Source organism: Flexivirga sp., from assembly GCF_035551235.1.
Classification (GTDB): Bacteria; Actinomycetota; Actinomycetes; order Actinomycetales; family Dermatophilaceae; genus Flexivirga.
On record NZ_DASZNO010000049.1, the window covers coordinates 79,669 to 96,603 of the forward strand.

General features: G+C 69.1%; 17 protein-coding genes. 13 read left to right on the top strand and 4 right to left on the bottom strand.

Annotated elements, in window-relative coordinates; translation table 11 throughout:
• The first annotated feature begins 59 nt into the window (after window positions 1–59).
• Genes nirB through VG502_RS18910 form a run of 5 tightly spaced genes read left to right on the top strand, consistent with a single transcriptional unit; the run spans window position 60 to window position 5,567 of the window.
• Window positions 60–2,609, top strand: coding sequence for a nitrite reductase large subunit NirB (gene nirB / locus VG502_RS18890; RefSeq protein ID WP_325551664.1), 2,550 nt, complete (start codon window positions 60–62; stop codon window positions 2,607–2,609).
• Window positions 2,606–3,016, top strand: a complete 411-nt coding sequence (nirD, locus tag VG502_RS18895; protein ID WP_325551666.1) for a nitrite reductase small subunit NirD — start codon at window positions 2,606–2,608, stop codon at window positions 3,014–3,016. Before nirB ends, nirD begins: the two co-directional genes overlap by 4 nt.
• A complete protein-coding gene (gene cobA / locus VG502_RS18900) occupies window positions 3,003–3,761 on the top strand; it encodes a uroporphyrinogen-III C-methyltransferase (RefSeq protein WP_325551667.1) in 759 nt (252 codons plus the stop codon). The genes nirD and cobA overlap by 14 nt, the downstream gene beginning before the upstream one ends.
• On the top strand, window positions 3,758–4,900 hold the full coding sequence (locus tag VG502_RS18905) for a uroporphyrinogen-III synthase (RefSeq protein WP_325551668.1): 1,143 nt from the start codon (window positions 3,758–3,760) through the stop codon (window positions 4,898–4,900). The genes cobA and VG502_RS18905 overlap by 4 nt, the downstream gene beginning before the upstream one ends.
• On the top strand, window positions 4,890–5,567 hold the full coding sequence (locus tag VG502_RS18910) for a sirohydrochlorin chelatase (protein ID WP_325551670.1): 678 nt from the start codon (window positions 4,890–4,892) through the stop codon (window positions 5,565–5,567). Before VG502_RS18905 ends, VG502_RS18910 begins: the two co-directional genes overlap by 11 nt.
• Here the strand turns inward: VG502_RS18910 and VG502_RS18915 are convergent.
• Window positions 5,540–6,091 carry an ArsR/SmtB family transcription factor gene (locus VG502_RS18915; RefSeq protein WP_325551671.1) on the bottom strand — a complete coding sequence of 184 codons (552 nt, stop codon included), beginning with the start codon at window positions 6,089–6,091 and terminating at the stop codon, window positions 5,540–5,542. The genes VG502_RS18910 and VG502_RS18915 overlap by 28 nt on opposite strands.
• A gap of 50 nt (window positions 6,092–6,141) precedes the next feature.
• On the opposite strand from VG502_RS18915, the gene macS reads away from it, so the two are divergent.
• The 4 genes from macS to VG502_RS18935 all read left to right on the top strand — a co-directional run bounded on the left by macS (window position 6,142) and on the right by VG502_RS18935 (window position 11,159).
• Window positions 6,142–7,308, top strand: a complete 1,167-nt coding sequence (gene macS / locus VG502_RS18920; RefSeq protein WP_325551673.1) for a MacS family sensor histidine kinase — start codon at window positions 6,142–6,144, stop codon at window positions 7,306–7,308.
• A 9-nt stretch (window positions 7,309–7,317) separates the two neighbouring features.
• Entirely contained in the window at window positions 7,318–7,986 is a 669-nt protein-coding gene (locus tag VG502_RS18925) for a response regulator (RefSeq protein WP_414655761.1), read from the top strand.
• Between the two features lie 250 nt (window positions 7,987–8,236).
• The gene (locus tag VG502_RS18930) at window positions 8,237–9,811 is read left to right on the top strand and encodes a DUF2339 domain-containing protein (RefSeq protein WP_325551675.1); all 1,575 of its coding nucleotides are present in this window, start codon (window positions 8,237–8,239) and stop codon (window positions 9,809–9,811) included.
• A gap of 94 nt (window positions 9,812–9,905) precedes the next feature.
• A complete protein-coding gene (locus VG502_RS18935) occupies window positions 9,906–11,159 on the top strand; it encodes an MFS transporter (RefSeq protein ID WP_325551676.1) in 1,254 nt (417 codons plus the stop codon).
• Window positions 11,160–11,176: 17 nt separating this feature from the next.
• On the opposite strand, the gene VG502_RS18940 is transcribed toward VG502_RS18935, so the two are convergent.
• Both VG502_RS18940 and VG502_RS18945 read right to left on the bottom strand, forming a co-directional pair.
• Complete coding sequence (locus tag VG502_RS18940) at window positions 11,177–11,827, bottom strand: DedA family protein (protein ID WP_325551797.1); 651 nt, start codon at window positions 11,825–11,827, stop codon at window positions 11,177–11,179.
• A gap of 68 nt (window positions 11,828–11,895) precedes the next feature.
• Window positions 11,896–12,516, bottom strand: coding sequence for a mycothiol transferase (locus tag VG502_RS18945; RefSeq protein WP_325551677.1), 621 nt, complete (start codon window positions 12,514–12,516; stop codon window positions 11,896–11,898).
• 96 nt (window positions 12,517–12,612) lie between these two features.
• Here VG502_RS18945 and VG502_RS18950 point away from each other — a divergent pair, with 96 nt between their 5' ends.
• Both VG502_RS18950 and VG502_RS18955 read left to right on the top strand, forming a co-directional pair.
• Window positions 12,613–13,566 (top strand): helix-turn-helix transcriptional regulator, encoded by a 954-nt coding sequence (locus VG502_RS18950; protein ID WP_325551678.1) that lies wholly within the window; start codon window positions 12,613–12,615, stop codon window positions 13,564–13,566.
• Window positions 13,567–13,572: 6 nt separating this feature from the next.
• Entirely contained in the window at window positions 13,573–14,223 is a 651-nt protein-coding gene (locus VG502_RS18955) for a TrmH family RNA methyltransferase (protein ID WP_325551679.1), read from the top strand.
• 96 nt (window positions 14,224–14,319) lie between these two features.
• Here VG502_RS18955 and VG502_RS18960 read toward each other — a convergent pair whose 3' ends face one another.
• Entirely contained in the window at window positions 14,320–14,889 is a 570-nt protein-coding gene (locus VG502_RS18960) for a dihydrofolate reductase family protein (protein WP_325551680.1), read from the bottom strand.
• A gap of 281 nt (window positions 14,890–15,170) precedes the next feature.
• Between VG502_RS18960 and VG502_RS18965 the strand changes: the two genes are divergently transcribed.
• Window positions 15,171–15,524 carry a YciI family protein gene (locus VG502_RS18965; protein ID WP_325551682.1) on the top strand — a complete coding sequence of 118 codons (354 nt, stop codon included), beginning with the start codon at window positions 15,171–15,173 and terminating at the stop codon, window positions 15,522–15,524.
• Entirely contained in the window at window positions 15,521–16,873 is a 1,353-nt protein-coding gene (locus tag VG502_RS18970; RefSeq protein WP_325551683.1) for an RNA polymerase sigma factor, read from the top strand. The genes VG502_RS18965 and VG502_RS18970 overlap by 4 nt, the downstream gene beginning before the upstream one ends.
• Window positions 16,874–16,935 lie beyond the last annotated feature (62 nt).

A 16,935-nucleotide genomic window follows, 5' to 3' on the forward strand; every position in this document is an offset into this window, starting at 1 on the left:
AACGACCCCGGAAACATCGCGCTCGTAGCGTCTTCCACGACAGACAAGGAGATCACCTGATGCCTTCCAGGACGGATCAGCAGCACGTGGTGGTGGCCGGTGCAGGAATGGTCGCCTACCGCTTCGTCGAGGCCCTGCGGTCCCGCGACGACGCGGACCGCTACCGCGTCACGGTCATTGGTGACGAACCGCGCCCGCCATACGACCGGGTGGCGTTGACGACCTACTTCACCGGCCGTGACCCGGAGGACCTGCACCTCGGCGGTGACGTCTGGCAGGACCCGCTGGTCACCCTGCGCAAGGGCACGACGGTCACCGCGATCGACCGCGACGCCCGGCGCGTGCAGACCGATCGCGGCGATGACGTCGGCTACGACCACCTCGTGCTGGCCACCGGCTCGTATGCCGCCCGTCCGCCGGTCGACGGGCGCGACCTGCGTGGTTGCTTCGTCTACCGCACCATCGACGACGTCGCGGACCTGCGTGGGTATGTCGAAACCCTTCGCGCGGACCAGGATCGGCCGCTGCGCGGGGTCGTGGTCGGCGGCGGGCTGCTCGGTCTCGAAGCCGCCGGAGCGCTGCAGGCGCTCGGTGTCGAAACCACGGTCGTCGAGTTCGCATCCCGGCTGATGCCGCTGCAGGTGGACGACGGGGGAGGCGCCGTCCTGCGGCGACTGATCGAGAATCTCGGTGTGACCGTGCGTACCAGCACCGCCACGGCCAAGGTCCTCGGAGCCCGACGCGGACGGGTCGACGGCATGCGCTTCGCGGACGGCAGTTCGATGCCGGCCGATGTGGTCGTCTTCGCCACGGGTGTCCGGCCGCGTGACGAATTGGCCCGGGACATAGGGCTTTCCGTCGGTGAGCGGGGCGGTGTCATCGTCGATGCGTCGTGCCTCACCGACGACCCCGCGATCAGTGCCGTGGGCGAGGTCGCGTGCATCGACGGTCGGGTCTGGGGACTGGTCGCGCCCGGCTACACGATGGCCGAGGTCGCTGCCGACCGGCTGCTCGGAGGCGCCGCGACCTTCCCCGGCGCGGATTCCTCGACCAAGCTGAAGTTGCTCGGCGTGGATGTCGCGTCGTTCGGCGACGCGTTCGGAACCGAGCCCGGGTGCCTGGAAGTCTCCTACGCGGATGCCGTCGCCGGCGTCTACAAGAAGCTCGTGCTGTCCGACGATGCCCGCACACTGCTCGGCGGGATCCTGGTCGGCGACGCCTCGTCATACGCGGCCTTGCGCCCCATGATCGGGCGGCCGCTGCGCACGGATCCGAGCGCCTATCTCGTCGCTTCCACCGACGGCCCACCGCCGGACGACGACCTGCCCGCCGACGCGACGGTCTGCTCGTGCAACAACGTCACCGCGGGCGAGATCCGCAGCGCGGTCACCGACCAGGGCTGTTGCTCGGTGGCCGAGGTGAAGGGCTGCACCCGCGCGGGCACGAGCTGCGGGTCCTGCGTGCCGCTGGTCAAGCGGCTCACCGACGGTGCACTCGAGGAGGCGGGGATCGCCGTCGCGAAGGGGATGTGTGAGCACTTCGAGCTCACGCGTTCCGAGCTCTTCAACGCCATCCAGGTCACCGAGCTGCGCACCTTCAGCGACATCATCGCCCGCCACGGTCGTGGGCGGGGCTGCGACATCTGCAAGCCCGTCGTCGCATCCCTGCTGGCCAGCCTCGGCACCGGGCACATCCTCGATGACGACCGGGGCACCCTGCAGGACACGAACGATCACATGCTGGCGAACCTGCAGAAGGACGGCACCTACTCGATCGTCCCGCGTATCCCCGGTGGTGAGGTGACGCCCGACGGACTGATCGAAATCGGGCGCATCGCAAAGGAATTCGACCTCTACACGAAGATCACCGGCGGTCAGCGGATCGACATGTTCGGTGCGCGTGTGGAGCAGCTGCCACTGATCTGGAAACAGCTGGTCGACGCCGGGTTCGAATGCGGTCACGCCTACGGCAAGTCGCTGCGCACGGTGAAGTCCTGCGTCGGCAACTCCTGGTGCCGGTATGGCGTGCAGGACTCCGTCGCGATGGCGATCCGGCTCGAATTGCGCTACCGCGGCCTGCGCTCGCCGCACAAGCTGAAGCTCGGCGTCTCCGGCTGCGCGCGGGAGTGCGCCGAAGCACGCAGCAAGGATGTCGGCGTCATCGCGACCGACAAGGGCTGGAACCTGTATGTCGGTGGCAACGGCGGCTTCACACCGCGGCACGCGACGCTCTTCGCGGAGGACCTGGATGATGAGGAGCTGGTCCGGGCGATCGACCGGTTCTTCAGCTACTACATCCGCACGGCCGACCGGCTGCAACGCACCGCGGCCTGGCTGGAGGAACTCCCCGGCGGGATCGAGCACCTGCAGGACGTCGTGCTGCGTGACGGGCTCGGCATCGCCGCGGACCTGGACGCGGCGATGGAACGACACGTGGCGTCATACCGCGACGAGTGGAGCGAAGTCCTCGACGACCCGGTGAAGCTGGCCCGTTTCACGTCGTTCGTCAATGCCGCCGACGTGCCGGACCCCGACCTGCGGTACGAGACCGAACGCGGCCAGCGCCGCCCGGTCCTCATAGCCGGCGACCGGCTGGAGGTCCGCTCATGAGCAGTTGGACGACGGTCTGCGGGCTGGCGGACGTGCCGAGGGACGGGGCAGTCGCGGTGCTGATCGACGGAGAACAGGTCGCGGTGGTGCGGCTGGCCGACGACACGCTCTTCGCGGTCGGCCATCGGGACCCCGTCGGCGGTGCCAATGTGATGGCCCGCGGCCTCGTCGGATCGACCACCGTCGATGGTGTCGAGGTGCCCACGATCGCATCGCCGATGTTCAAGCAGGTCTACGACCTGCGCGACGGCCGGTGTCTCACCGACCGGCAGACCGTGCTCGCCACCTGGGACGTGCGGTTACATGATGGTGATGTCCAAGTCGGCCCGGCGCGACTCGCGCCCGGTTCGGCGATCGACGCAGACGACCAGACCGAGTCCGAGGTGGCCACACATGAGCGAAGATGATCCCGCGGTGCCGGGTGCATCGCCGATCGGCCGTGTCGTGCTGGTCGGCGGGGGACCGGGCGCCGAGGATCTGATCACCGTGCGCGGCCTGCGCGCGCTGGAGCGCGCCGACGTCGTGGTCGCCGACCGGCTGGCGCCGACCGGCCTGCTGGGCGACCTCGGACCGGACGTCGAGATCGTCGATGTCGGCAAGACCCCACACCACCACCCCGTGCCGCAGCACGAGATCAACACACTGCTGATCGAGTATGCGAAAGAGGGCAAGTACGTCGTGCGGCTCAAGGGCGGTGATCCCTTCGTGCTCGGCCGTGGCGGCGAGGAGCTCCTGGCCTGCCGTGCGGCGGGTGTTCCTGTCGAGGTCGTGCCGGGCGTCACGTCGGCCTTCGCCGGTCCGGCGGCGGCGGAAGTGCCGGTGACCCACCGTGGCGTGGCCCATGGGGTGCTGGTCATCTCCGGTCACGACGAGCTGGACGTGCCGTCACTCGTCGCGTGGCCGCACACGATCGTGGTGCTGATGGGCATGCGGCGGTTGCGTGAACTCACCGCCGGGCTGATCCGTGGCGGCAAGGCGGCGGACACCCCCGTCAGCATCGTGCAGAGTGCGTGGACGAAGGAGCAGCGCCAGGTGGCGGGGACGCTGGACGACATCGCCGACGTGGTGGACCGCGAAGGACTCGGCAACCCGGCGGTCATCGTGATCGGCGACGTGACGAGAGCCCTTGCCGAACAGCCGGATCCGTTGTGAGCGCGACGAATGAGCAACTGCGCGGCTGCCGGGTGATCCTGACCGGTCAACGGCGGTCGGCCGAGCTGGCGGCCGCGCTCGAGCGCCGTGGTGCGATCGTCGATCACGCGCCGACGCTGTCCGTCGTGCCGCACGTGGATGATGCCGAATTGCTCGCCAGGACAAAGGAACTCATCGGCGAACCGCCCGACACGGTGATCGTCACCACCGGTGTGGGCTTCACCGGCTGGGTCGAGGCGGCCGACGCCGCAGGCATTGCCGGCCCCTTGCTGGAGCTGCTGGGCACCGCCCGGCTCGTCGCGCGTGGTCCGAAGGCCAGGGGCGCCATACAAGCTGCGGGGTTGAGCGCCGACTGGGTCGCCGAGTCCGAGACGAGCGCCGAGATCCGCGACTTCCTGCTCGCCGAAGGCGTGGCCGGCCGGCGAATCGCGGTGCAGCACCACGGTTCCGGGGCCGACGGGATGGACGACGCCTTCCAGGAGGCGGGCGCCGACGTCTGCTCGCTGGTGGTCTATCGCTGGGGGCCGGCACCGGACCCGGACGCCGTTCGTGCAGCCGTGCACGCGGTCGTGCAGCGCGACTGTGACGCAGTGACGTTCACCGCCGCCCCCGGGGCAGCAGCATTCCTGCGGGCCGCCCGTGACGAAGGTGTGCTGCCCGAGGTGGTGGCCGCTTTCACCGATCCCGCAGGCGTGCTCGCCGCCGCGGTCGGTGACACGACCGCAGCGCCGTTGCGCGACGCAGGCATCGAACCGCTGGTGCCGGACCGGTTCCGGATGGGAGCGCTGGTGCGCACCCTGGTCGCGCACCTGGCCGGCCGGCACGGGCTACGGCTGCGGACCGCGGCGGGCGAGCTTCGCGTGCTGAGCGGCGCCGCCCTGCTGGACGATGAGGTTCTCGCGCTGTCGCCCACCAGTCTCGTGGTGTTGCGAGTGCTCGCAGAGGCCGGAGGTGCGGTCGTGTCGCGCGCCGACATCCTCGGTGCGTTGCCCGGCAGTTCCACCGACGCACATGCCGCCGAGGTCGCGATATCCCGGCTGCGGGACGCCGCGCACGGCAAGCAACTGGTGACTACGGTCGTCAAGCGTGGTTATCGACTCAGCGTCCTCGAGGTCCCGGGTGTCCCCGATGCACCCTGACCGCGCCCTCGTCGTCGTGGCGCACGGCACGGACAACCCGTCCGGGCAGGCGACGGTGACCTGGTTGCGGGACCGTGTCGCCGAGTTGTTGCCCGACGTGCACGTCGTCGATGCGTATGTCGATGTGCAGCGACCGCGACTCGACGAGGTCGTCGACGCCATGGTCCGCAAGCAGAGCCGGACCGTGATCGTGCCGGCCCTGCTGTCCACCGGCTATCACGTCGAGGTCGACATCGCCCGCGCCGTCGAATCATCCGAATTGGTAACAGCTGCACCGCCATTGGGACCGCACCCGATCCTTGCCGCGATCCTGCAGGACCGGCTGTCGGCGGCGGGCGTCATACCCGATGAGCCGGTGGTGCTGGCCGCCGCGGGATCCTCGCGGGCCTCGGGTGTCGCAGCCGTATGGCGCCAGGCGGAACTGCTGGCGGCATTGCGGCCCGGACCGGTCACGGCCGCGTTCCTGTCCGCCGCGGAACCCCGCGTGCCGGAGGCGCTGGAGGCCGCCGGCAGCGGAGCAGCCGTTGCGTCATACCTGTTGGGGCACGGGGTGTTTCACGACCGGCTGCGTGGCCTCGAGGCAGTGGTCTCCGAGCCGATCGGCGAGGATCCGCGGCTCGCCGAGCTGGTGCGCGAACGCTATTCGCGGGGCAGGTTGAGCCAGTAGATGTCCCGCTTGCGGGCGTCCGCCGGCGACGTCCGCGGGTCGTGTCGGTCGTTGAAGCGGTGGACGGCTTCGTCGACGAGCCTGTCCAGCTCCGCGACCTCGTCATCGGTCAGGTAGATCCCGCCCAGCTGGACGACGGTCGCATGCTCGTCGGGGTCGTTGCGCTCGACCATCCCTTCGACCGTCCGGCTGACCCGGCGAATGAACGCCCCGAGCAACGAATTCGCCACACGGGCACCGATGCCCGTACTCGCTTCATCGCTGATCCTGATCGATTCGGCGGCCAGTTTCCAGGGGCGCTCGCGACCGTCGGTGCTCTCGACCCGCTCGACGATGCCCCAGCGCTCCATGGCGCGCAGGTGGTAGCTCATCGCGGACGGGGTGATGCCGCAGCGCTGCGCGGCCTCGGTCGCGGTGAGCACCTCACCACCACTCAGCTCGTCCAGCAATTGCTGCCGGACCTCATGCGCCAGCACCCGTATGGCGCGCGGGTCGGTCAGCGTCAGCGTTCGCCGCTCGGTCATGCGGACCATCGTGCCGCACCGGTGAGCTGCCGTGCTCTACGGTCGATCTCGTGGAACGCGTGGTGGTGCAGATCGACTCCGACGCCACGCTGCCGTTCTGGCGCGGGGCGCAGGTCTTCCGGTTCGCGTCGGTCGCCTACGCGATCGGTGCGCAGGTCGTGTCGGTCAACGCCGAAGCGCCTGTGGGATCAGGGATTCCGGCATACAGCCACCCATTGATCAGTTGGCTGCTGATCGCGCTGCTGGTGATCTGGTCGGGTGTGAGCGGGCTGGTCCACGCCTTCGAGCTGCTGCCGCGACCTCCCGTCGTGATCGTCGAGCTCGTCGTCACCGTGCTGCTGATCGCGTCGACGGTCTGGGTCGTGCGGCCGGAGTACTTCCACCATCACCAGAGCCTGCCGTCGACCTTCTGGATCACCAACGCCGTGGTGTCCGCCGCGCTGCTGTGGGGCCCGGTCGCCGGTGGTGCGGCCGGTGTCGGCTTCTCCCTGCTGAGCCTCGGCATCGAGCAGCAGATGCACAACTTCGTCACCGATGCGACGACCCCGATCCTGCTGACCGTCGGCGTGACGCTCGGGATCGGCGCACGCATCGTGTCGCGCGCCCAGCAGGAGCTGTCGGCCGCGGTCCGGATGCAGGCCGCCACCAAGGAACGCGAGCGGCTGGCCCGGGAAGTGCACGACGGCGCCCTGCAGGTGCTGGCGCTGATGCGTCGCCGCGGTGCCGATCTCGGGGGTGACGCCGAGGAGTTGGGTCGCCTCGCCGGCGAGCAGGAGCAGGCCCTGCGCACGCTGATCAGTGAGCAGGCCGCCGTGCCCGGCATCGACGAATCGACCGAGCTACGAACGAGATTGCAGGCAGTGCTGCCGGCGTCGGCCGCCTTCTCCGGTCCGGCCGAGCCGGTGTATCTGTCCAGCGCGGTGGTGACCGAGCTGGTCGCCGTCGTCCGCACCATTCTGGACAACGTCGACCGGCACGCCGGTGCGGACGCCCGGGCCTTCCTGCTGTTGGAGGACCTGGGTGACGAGGTCGTCCTCACCGTCCGTGACGACGGGCCCGGCATACCCGAGGGCCGGCTCGCCGAGGCGAAGGCCGAGGGCCGGATGGGAGTGAGCAGGTCGATCCACGGCCGGATGGCGGATCTGGGCGGCGAGGCGGTGCTGGAGACCGGACCGGACATCGGCACCGAGTGGGAGTTGCATGTTCCCCGCACCTGAGACGGCAGGATGAGGCACGTGACCGAGACACAGCGAACAACGGTGATGGTGGTCGACGACCACCCGATGTGGCGCGACGGGGTGAGCCGCGACCTGGAGGGCTCCGGTTTCACGGTCGTCGCCACGGCCGACAGCGTGGCCTCGGCGGCGACGCGGGCGCAGGCGACGCAGCCGCAGGTCGTGCTCATGGACATGCAACTGCCCGACGGCAACGGCGCGGAGGCGACCGCCCGCGTGCTCGAGGTGGCGCCGCACGCCAACGTGCTGGTGCTCTCAGCGTCCTCCGAGCGCGACGACGTGCTGCAGGCGGTCAAGGCCGGCGCCTGCGGCTATCTGGTCAAGAGCGCGTCGGCGGCGGAGCTGCTCGACGCGGTCAACGCCACCGCCGACGGGCAAGCGGTCTTCACCCCCGGACTCGCCGGGCTCGTGCTCGGCGAATACCGACGTATGGCGAGCGAGCCCACGCCGGCCGGAACAGAGCCCACGCCGAGCCTCACACCCCGCGAGCTCGAAGTGCTCCGACTGGTCGCAAAAGGTCTGAGCGCCAAGCAGATCGGGCGTCGACTCGACGTCAGCCACCGCACCGTGGAGAACCACGTGCAGGCGACCTTGCGCAAGCTGCAGCTGTCCAACCGGATCGAGCTCACGCGCTACGCGATCGAGCACGAACTCGACTGAACGCCGGACCACTCAGGTCCGACCGGGTAAACCCGCACACTCCGTCGTTGCCGACATTCCCCATGCCTCCTGAGTAGTCGTACTCAAGCCCGCGAGCGGTGGCGAAGCCAGCCTTGAGGGCATGAACACGACACCGCAGAATCCAGGTCCCAATGGGCCGGGCATGCCCCCGGCCAACCAGTTCGCCGGCCCCGCGAACCCCTTCGCGGCTCCCGCGCACCCGTATCACCAAGGAGTCCGGGGACCTGTCATGCCGCCGCCGGTCATGAAGCCGCGCAAGGCGCCGTGGTGGCAGCGCGAAGGCGTCGTCAGCAAGCTGCTCGTCCTCACCGGCGGCGCGATCACGCTCATCGGCGTGGTGATGATGCTGGTCATCGCGGCTCATGCCGGACTGCTCAGCCCGCAGGTCCGCGTCGCCGGCGGCACCGTCCTGGCCCTCGTCCTGATCGGCGCCGCGCTCTGGATCCACGACCGACCGGGTGGCTCGATCGGCGGCGTGGCGCTCGCCGGCACCGGCATCGCCGGGCTGTTCATCGTGACGGTCGCCGTGACCACGTTCTACGAGTGGCTGCCGGTAGTGGGCGGTCTCGCGCTCGCCGGTGTGATCGCCGCGGCGTCCGCAGCGTTGGCCATGCGCTGGAACTCCGAACTGCTCGCGGTCTGCGTGACGGTAGCCGTCGCCGCACTGGCGCCCGTGCTCACCGAGGGCGTCACCGACACGCTCGTATGGTTCCTGATCATCCTGCAGGTCGTCGGCCTCGCGCCGGAGCTGGTGAAGCGCTGGGCCTGGCTCGGGCTGGTTCGGACGATGCCGGCTGTCGCGGTGACTGCGGCATACGCGATGAACGTCCAGAACACCGCTGCCGTCGCGGCCAGTCTGGTGGTCCTGACGCTCGGGGTCGTCTCCGTGTTGGCCTCCCGTGGCGCCGACGATGAACTCCACTCGGCGAACTTCCTCACCACCGCCGCTCCGCTCTTCGTGCTGCTCAGCCAGGTCGACAGGGACGTTGCGCTGGTGACCGGTGGCGCCGTTGCGCTGGTGATGGGCGCGGGCGCCCTCGGTCTTCGCTCGCTCACCGTGCTGCGCCGGGCGGCCCTCGCTGCGGTGGCCGTTGTCAGTGCCCTGGAGGCCTGCTTCATCTTCACCCGGGGTGAGTGGCTGCCGGTGCTGTTGCTGGTGCCCGGCCTGCTCGTGACCGTCGCCGGTCGCACCACGAAGTCGCCGGTTGCGGCCCTTGCCGGTGTCGTTCTGGGTGGGGTCGGCGGCGCGGTCTATCTGACCTTCGCGTCCCCGGAGATGCTGGCCGATGCCGGTATGGCCACCGCGCACCTGTCGATCGGGACGACGCTCGGCGGACTCGTCCTCGCGCTCTGGGCGGTCTTCGCGGGCCTGGTGACGCTGGACCACCTGCCGGAGATTCCGCGCAGCGGGACCATCGCCGTCGCCGGTGCCGTCGTCCTGTATGGCGTCACCGCCGCAGCCCTGTCCTTCGGCACGGCCGTCGCCGCGACGCCCGGCTTCCACTCGGCGCACCTGGGTGTGACCGTCATCTGGATCACCACCGCGATGTTCGTCCTTGCTGTCGGCCTGCGCTTCCCGCAGTACGCGGCCGCGACCCTGGCCGGCGGCCTGATCCTGGCCGGTTGCGCCCTGGCGAAGTTGTTCCTCTTCGATCTGTCGATGCTCGGTGGCGCGACGCGGGCGGCGGCCTTCATCGCGGTCGGACTGGTGATGCTCTTCGCCGGCTCGCGGTACGCGCAGGCTTTCGCCCGGATCCGCGGTGAGCAACGTCAGCCGCAGCTGCCGGTGATGTCGCAGCACTGAGCCGCTCGCAAAACGGTCCGACCTTTCAGGGGAAGGTCGGACCGTCTGCGCTGTGGGGTGGCGAAAGTCGATGTGAAGCAGTACTTTCATAGTTATGAAAGAAGCGCTTCACGAATCTGTATGGCGGCATCGGGACGTGCGGCTTATCGTCCCGGCCCGGGCACTGTCGGTGTTCGGCGACGGTCTGCTCTCGATCGTGTTGCTGCTGCGTGTCTACGACTCCGGGGTGGGGCCGTGGGGTGTCACCGGACTGCTGATCTGCGAGGGCCTGCCGCTGATCGTGTTGATCGGTGTGGCCGGCCGGGTCGCCGATCGCCATGACTCGCGACTGATCCTCGCCCTGGCGCTCAGCGGTCAGGTCGTGGGCTGCCTGGTGCTCGCGGGTGTCAACGACCTGATCGCGACCTACGCGCTGACCCTGCTCGTGCAAGCGGGGCAGGCGTTCAGTGGGCCGACCTGGAGTGCGCTGGTGCCCCGGGTCGTGGGGGACGAGGCGTTGGGCAAGGTGGTCGCGCTACAGCAGGGCTTCAACATGGCGCTGATTCCCGTCGGTGCTGCGGTCGGCAGTGTGCTGTATGGCGGCATGAGTGCGCGCTGGATCATCCTGGCGGATGGCGCAACGTTCGCGGTGCTGCTGGCCACGGCGCTCGCGGTGCGAACGCGACGAGGGGGTTCGCGTGACATCGCGCTGGAGCCGGGCGGGCCGACTCGTGGTGGCGGTCTGAGCATCCTGCGCGCCGACCGGCTGGTCTGGCCACTGCTCGTCGGTGCGCTCGCGATGGTGCTGGCGGCCGGTGGAACGAATGTGCTCGACGTGTTCCTGATCCGTCAGGAACTCGGAATGTCCGCCGGCTGGTACGGCGTGACCGAGGTCGCGTTCACGATCGGTGCCGTCATGGGCTCTGCCGGCGCCGGACGGATCGACTCGGAGTATGCGCGGGTCCGTGCGACCCTGGCGGGATTCTTCGCGATCGCGCTGGGAGTGCTCGGATTCGGGCTGGCACCGTCATACTGGCTGATTCTTGTGCTGTGCCTCGAGATCGGCGCGGCGCTCGGTGCGATGAGCGCGTGCTTCGGCACGCTCTTCACCACCAGGACTCCGGATGCCGCGCGAGGACGGGTGTCCTCGACCGTCAACGGACTGATGCAGGCGACGAACGTCACCTCCCTGGTCGTGTTCGGAGGGGTCGGCACGTCGTTCGGCGTCCGCAACAGCTACGTGGCCGCCGGTGTGTTGTCGGCTGTCGTCGTCTCGTGGTGCGCGGTGCGGGTGCTGGCGCGCGGACGTGACGACGGTAGCGATCCACTCGCCGTGGATCGGGCGGAACTGGCCGCTCGGGCCGACTGACGGGCGACAGTCGTGAGTTACTCGCCGGCGGCGGCCGCTGCAGCCTTCTCGCGGCGGTGCTTGAGGTACTCGTAGGCCATCGGGATGACCGAGAGGATCACGACGATCATGATCGCGACGTCGATCTTGTCGCCCAGGCCCGGGAACGCCCGGCCGAGCACGACGCCTGCCGCGACGACGATGCCGACCCACAAGACTGCTCCGACGGCGCTCCAGGTGAAGAAGCGCCTGCGGTCCATCCGGCCGGCGCCGGCGACCAGGGTGATGAAGGTCCGCACGATCGGCACGAAGCGACCGATGACCAGCGCCTTGTTGCCGTGCTTGTCGAAGAAGGCGTTGGTCTTCTCGAAGTACTCCTTCTTGAGGATCCGGCCGTCCCGCTCGTAGATCGGCTTGCCGACCGCACGGCCGATCTCATAGCCGACGACGTTGCCGGCGAACGCGACGATCATCAGCAGCGGCACCGACACATAGAGCGGCACGTGGAAGTTGTACTTCGCACTGGAGCTGAACAGGCCGATGGCGAAGAGCAGCGAGTCGCCCGGCAGGATCGGGAAGAGGACGCCACACTCGATGAAGACGATCAGCAGCGCGATGATGAAGAAGGCTCCCCCGAACTGGTCGAGGAGATAGGTCGGGTCCATGAAGCTCGGGCCGAGGGAGTGCATCACGAGCGCAAGCGTACGTGAGCGCCGCTGAGGGGACGCTTAGAGCGCGTCCCCTCGGCAGCAGTGCGTCATACGCCGGTGGGTGCGGGATCCTTCGGGCTCCACGGGGTGAACCAGTCGCTGGCGGGCCACCCTTCGACGGACCCGAGCAGCTGGTACATCGTTGCGCCGTCGATGGATTCGCGGATGATGTCCGCGTGGCCGGCGTGCCGGGCGATCTCCTCGACCACATGCAGCAGCGTCCAGCGGATCGTCCAGGACTCGACGTCCTTGGGCCACCAGGGAGCGTCGGTCGGCACCGGAACCCGTTCGTCCAGGTTGTATGACGGCACCTCGCTCGCCACACGCTCGATCAGGGCGTCGAGGTTGGCGCGCAGCCGCTCACCGGTGTCTTCGGCGGTGAGCTGGAACTCGCCGAAGTGCTCCTTGATCCGCTCCTCCTGCGGTGTCGGGTCGTCGGCGGGCGGCCAGACGCCCGGCGCCGCTGCGGCCCGGTCCAGCCAGGACGCCGCGCAGCGGGTGCCGTGCTTGGCGAGCGCTCCGATGCTCAGCGCCGAGACCGTCGGGGTCTCGCCCAATTGCTCGTCGGTCAGTCCGTGTGCCGCGGACTTCAGCCCCAACAGCTGCTGGTTGATGTAGCCGGCGAACAACTCGCCCTCGTGGTCGGTCTGCGGTGCGTGAGCAGGCATGTCATGGGTCCCTTCGGTGGCTGGTGCGTTGGTGTGGGTCGAGGCTCTCGCGACTAGCGGACAACTTCTGTCCGCTGCGTCGCCGATGATGGATCCATGGCGACGACGACCGCACGACTGCTGCAACTGCTCGGGCTGCTCCAGGCGCAGGCCGTCTGGACCGGCGAGGACCTGGCCGACCGGCTCGGGGTGACGACACGCTCGGTGCGCAGGGACGTCGACCGGCTGCGTGAGCTCGGCTACCCGGTCCAGTCCAGCCGCGGCACCGGCGGGGGCTATCAGCTCGGTGCGGGGCGTGCGCTGCCGCCGTTGCTGCTGGACCAGGACGAGGCGGTCGCCGTCGCTGTCTGCCTGCGACTTGCCGCGGGCGGCACGGTCGCCGGCGTGGGGGAGGCGGCGCTGCGCACGATGGCGAAGCTGGATCAGGTGATGCCGGCCGCCATACGGGCACATGTCGCGGCGGTGCAGGAAGCAACGGTGACCGTCGAATATCAGGCGACCACCGTCGACGCCGACGCGCTGCTGACGCTGGCGCGGGCCGTGCGTGAGCATCACCAGGTGCGCTTCGACTACACGGCACGCGACGGCGCTGCGTCATACCGGAGGGCGGAGCCCTACCGCCTCGTGGCGACCGGAAGACGTTGGTATCTCATGGCATTCGACCTCGACCGGGAGGATTGGCGGTCGTTCCGGCTCGACCGGATGCTGGAGGTGCGGGCATCGACCTTCGGTTTCTCGCCGCGTGAGGCGCCGGACGCCGAGGAGTACATCCGGCGATCCGTGCAGTCCGGCTGGGAGAACGAAGCGACCGTGCGGCTGGCCTGTTCCCTCGAGGACGTCGACGACTATGTCGCGCGGTGGGGGACGCTGAGCGCGGTCGACGAATCGCACTGCGACCTGCGGGTCGGGTCGCAGAACCTGGACACGATGGCGTGGTGGTTGCTCCGGCTGCCAACGGATTTCGAGGTCCTGGACAACGACGAGCTGGTCGCGGCATACCAGCGACTGGCGACCCGCACGGCCAAGCTGGCGGGACATGCGGTTGGCTGAGTGACCGTGGACGAAGAACCCGTGGTCGGTGTCGGGCCGTATGCCGGCGAGTGGCCGACACTGCCCGACGGCACGGCGGATCCGCGGTTCGATCCCGAGTTGCTGGCCGGCGGCGACCGGCGCAACGTCGAGGACCGCTACCGCTATTGGACGCACGACGCGATCGTGGCCGATCTCGACGAGCACCGGCACGACTTCCACGTGGCGGTCGAGAACTGGGGTCACGACTTCAACATCGGCTCGGTCATCCGCACCGCGAACGCCATGGGTGCCAAGGCTTTTCACATCGTCGGCAAGCGCCGCTGGAACCGCCGCGGCGCGATGGTGACCGACCGCTACCAGCACGAGTTCCACCATCCCGACGTTGCGGACGTGGCCGGGTGGGCAGCGGCTGAGGGACTGCCGCTGATCGGCATCGACAACATCCCCGGCAGCAAGCCGATCGAGACGTACGACCTGCCGAGGAGGTGTGTCCTCGTCTTCGGGCAGGAGGGTCCGGGACTCACGCCGCCGATGCAGGAGGCGTGCGTCGACGTCCTGCACATCGAGCAGTTCGGCTCGACGCGGTCGATCAATGCGGGTGCCGCGGCCGCCATCGCGATGCACGTGTGGGTGTTGCGGCACGTGCACGGCTTCGGCGCCTCCGGTCCGGGTTAGAACCTCGTCGTTGTCCTCATTGACGGTCGAAACGGCGGTTGACGGCGCAGCAGGAGCGTCATTCGCTGTTTCGACCGTCAATGGCGGCTCGGGCCGTCAGGATGCCGATATCCGGTAGGTCAGCCACATCGCCCCGGACGGGAGAACGAGCGAGTCGATGAGTGTGAGCGGTGTGAGATCGGTGACTCGCTCGGTCAGCCGGCGCCCGACCGGGTCGAGGACCGGTGCGACGGTCAGTTGCAGCTCGTCGACCAAGCCCTCGGCGAGCAGTTCCTGGGCCAGCGTGATGCTGCCGTGGACGCCGACATCGCCGGTGGTGCGCGCCTTCAGGTCGGCAACGATCTGCGCCAGCGGACCCGACACCGGCTCCGCATTGGTCCAGCCGCCGTCGAGCGGACTCGACGTCACGATGTACTTCGGGATGTTGTTGATGAAGTCCGCGAAGAAATCGTCGGATGTCGGCCAGAACCGGGCCCATTCGTCATACATGCCACGGCCGAGCAGCACCGCGGTCTGAGCGCCGATGAGCTGCCGGAAGCGTCCCTCCATGGCGTCCTCGAACTCCGGTGGGGCGGCCTCGGTGGTGTCGCTCGGCGGGAACAGTCGGGTCGGGTCGTCGACCGCGCCGTCGAGGGAACAGATGGAGTAGAGCACGAGCTTGCCCATGGCGGAACCTTTCGACGGTCGGTACTTCCATGATGACGACGAACGAGCCCGACGCCGATCGACATCGTCAGTAGAAATTTCGGCCGAGTTGTCGATTCCGGTTCGTCATACCCGTCATCGTGCTGTCAGAGGATGTGAAGGACGCGAGGTGGAAGGGAACCACTCATGACCGAGTACGTGATCCTCATCGTCGGCGACGGCGAGCGGTGGGCGGCATTGTCGCCCGAGGAGAAGAAACACGGGTATGCCGAATACGGCGGCTTCTATGTGGAGCGTGCGTCATGACGAAGTACCTGGTGCTGCTGGCCTACCGGGAGAACGAGTGGGAGGACGCCGCCCCCGCCGACCGGGAGCGCTGGCACCAGAACCATGTGAACTTCGGCCGCGAGGTCGGTGACGCGATCCTCGGCGGTGAGGCGCTGGCCGGCACGGACACCGCGACGACGGTGCGCCGGCGCAGTGGGTCGGTCGAACTCACCGACGGGCCGTATACCGAGGCCGCCGAATACCTCGGCGGGTTCTACCTGGTCGAGGCGCCCGATCTCGATCAGGTGGTGAAGTGGTCGGAGCTGTTGCCGGAGATCTACTCGATCGAGATCCGGCCGTGCGTCCCGATCGAGGGATTGACCGATTGATCGAGCCGCTCGAGGTCGTATGGCGCGACGAGTGGGGCCGGTTGCTGGCCCTGCTCGTCGCGCAGACACGTCGGCTCGACCTGGCCGAGGACGCGCTCGCGGACGCGTTCGAGCGTGCCGCGCGGACGTGGCCCGAGGCGGGTATGCCGGACAACCCGCCGGCCTGGCTGCTGACGGCGGCCCGGCGGCGGGTGCTCGACCGGTTGCGCGCGGAGGCCGTGGCGGCCCGGAAGCAGCCGTTGCTGGCGGTGGAGGAGGTGAGGCGGCAGGAGGCCCTTGGTTTCGATACGGCGTCCCCCGCTTCGCTCCGCCCGCCTACTCAACCCGCGGGAGTCGGTACTCAACCCGCGGGGGCCGACGACTTGTTGCGGTTGGTGCTGCTGGCCGCGCATCCGGCTCTGAGCGAGGAAGCCGGTGCCGCGCTGACGCTGCGCCTGGTGCTGGGCATCTCGACCGCGGACATCGCTCGACTGTTCCTGGTGCCGGAGCCGACCATGGCCGCGCGGCTCACGCGGGCTCGCAAGAAGGTCGTGGCAGCGGGAGTGCCGCTCGCCATACCCGATGACGATGTGTTGCCGCGGCGACTGGAAACCGTTGCGCGCGTTGCATATCTGGCGTTCACGGCGGGCTACGCGCCCGGGAGTGGGGACGACGTGGTGCGCGCCGAGCTGGCGGGGGAGGCCATCCGGCTCGTGCAGCTCGTGCGGGCCACCGGACGGGCCGCCGCGGACAGTCCGGCGCTGCGGGCCCTGCTCGCGCTCATGCTGCTGCAGCACGCCCGTCGCGATGCGCGCGTTGCCACCGACGGGTCGCTCGTTCTTCTGCCGGATCAGGACCGAAAAGCGTGGCACCGCAACGAGATCGATGATGGCTTGGCGTTGTTGGGGGAGCTGACCGGTGGGTCTCGATACGCGCTCGTTCCTCGCGCTAGTCGACCCGCCGCAGCGGGAGTTGCGCTGGAGAGCGCGCTCGCTGCTGAGTACGTCCTGCAGGCGCTGATCGCGGCGGAGCACGCGCGTGCGCCGCGGGCGCAGGAGACCGACTGGCGCGCGATCGCGGACTACTACCAGCAGCTCGAGCAGCTCACCGGGTCGCCGGTGGTGCGGCTGAACCGAGCTGTCGCCGTCGCCGAGACGGGCGACCTCGATGCCGCTCTGGGTCTCCTCGACGGGCTGGACGGGGCCTTGCCCAATTCGCACCGCCTGCCGGCCGTGCGAGCCGAGCTGCTGGTGCGGGCCGGGCGCCATACCGAGGCCGGGACGGCATACGACCTCGCGATCGAGCGGTGCGCGAACGAGCCCGAGCGCGAGCAACTGCGGTCCCGGCGCGACCGGCTCACCATCCGGTGACACATCGAGTTCAGTGGTACGGATGCAGGACACTCTGCATGCCGGCGGAATGAGGAGCAGAA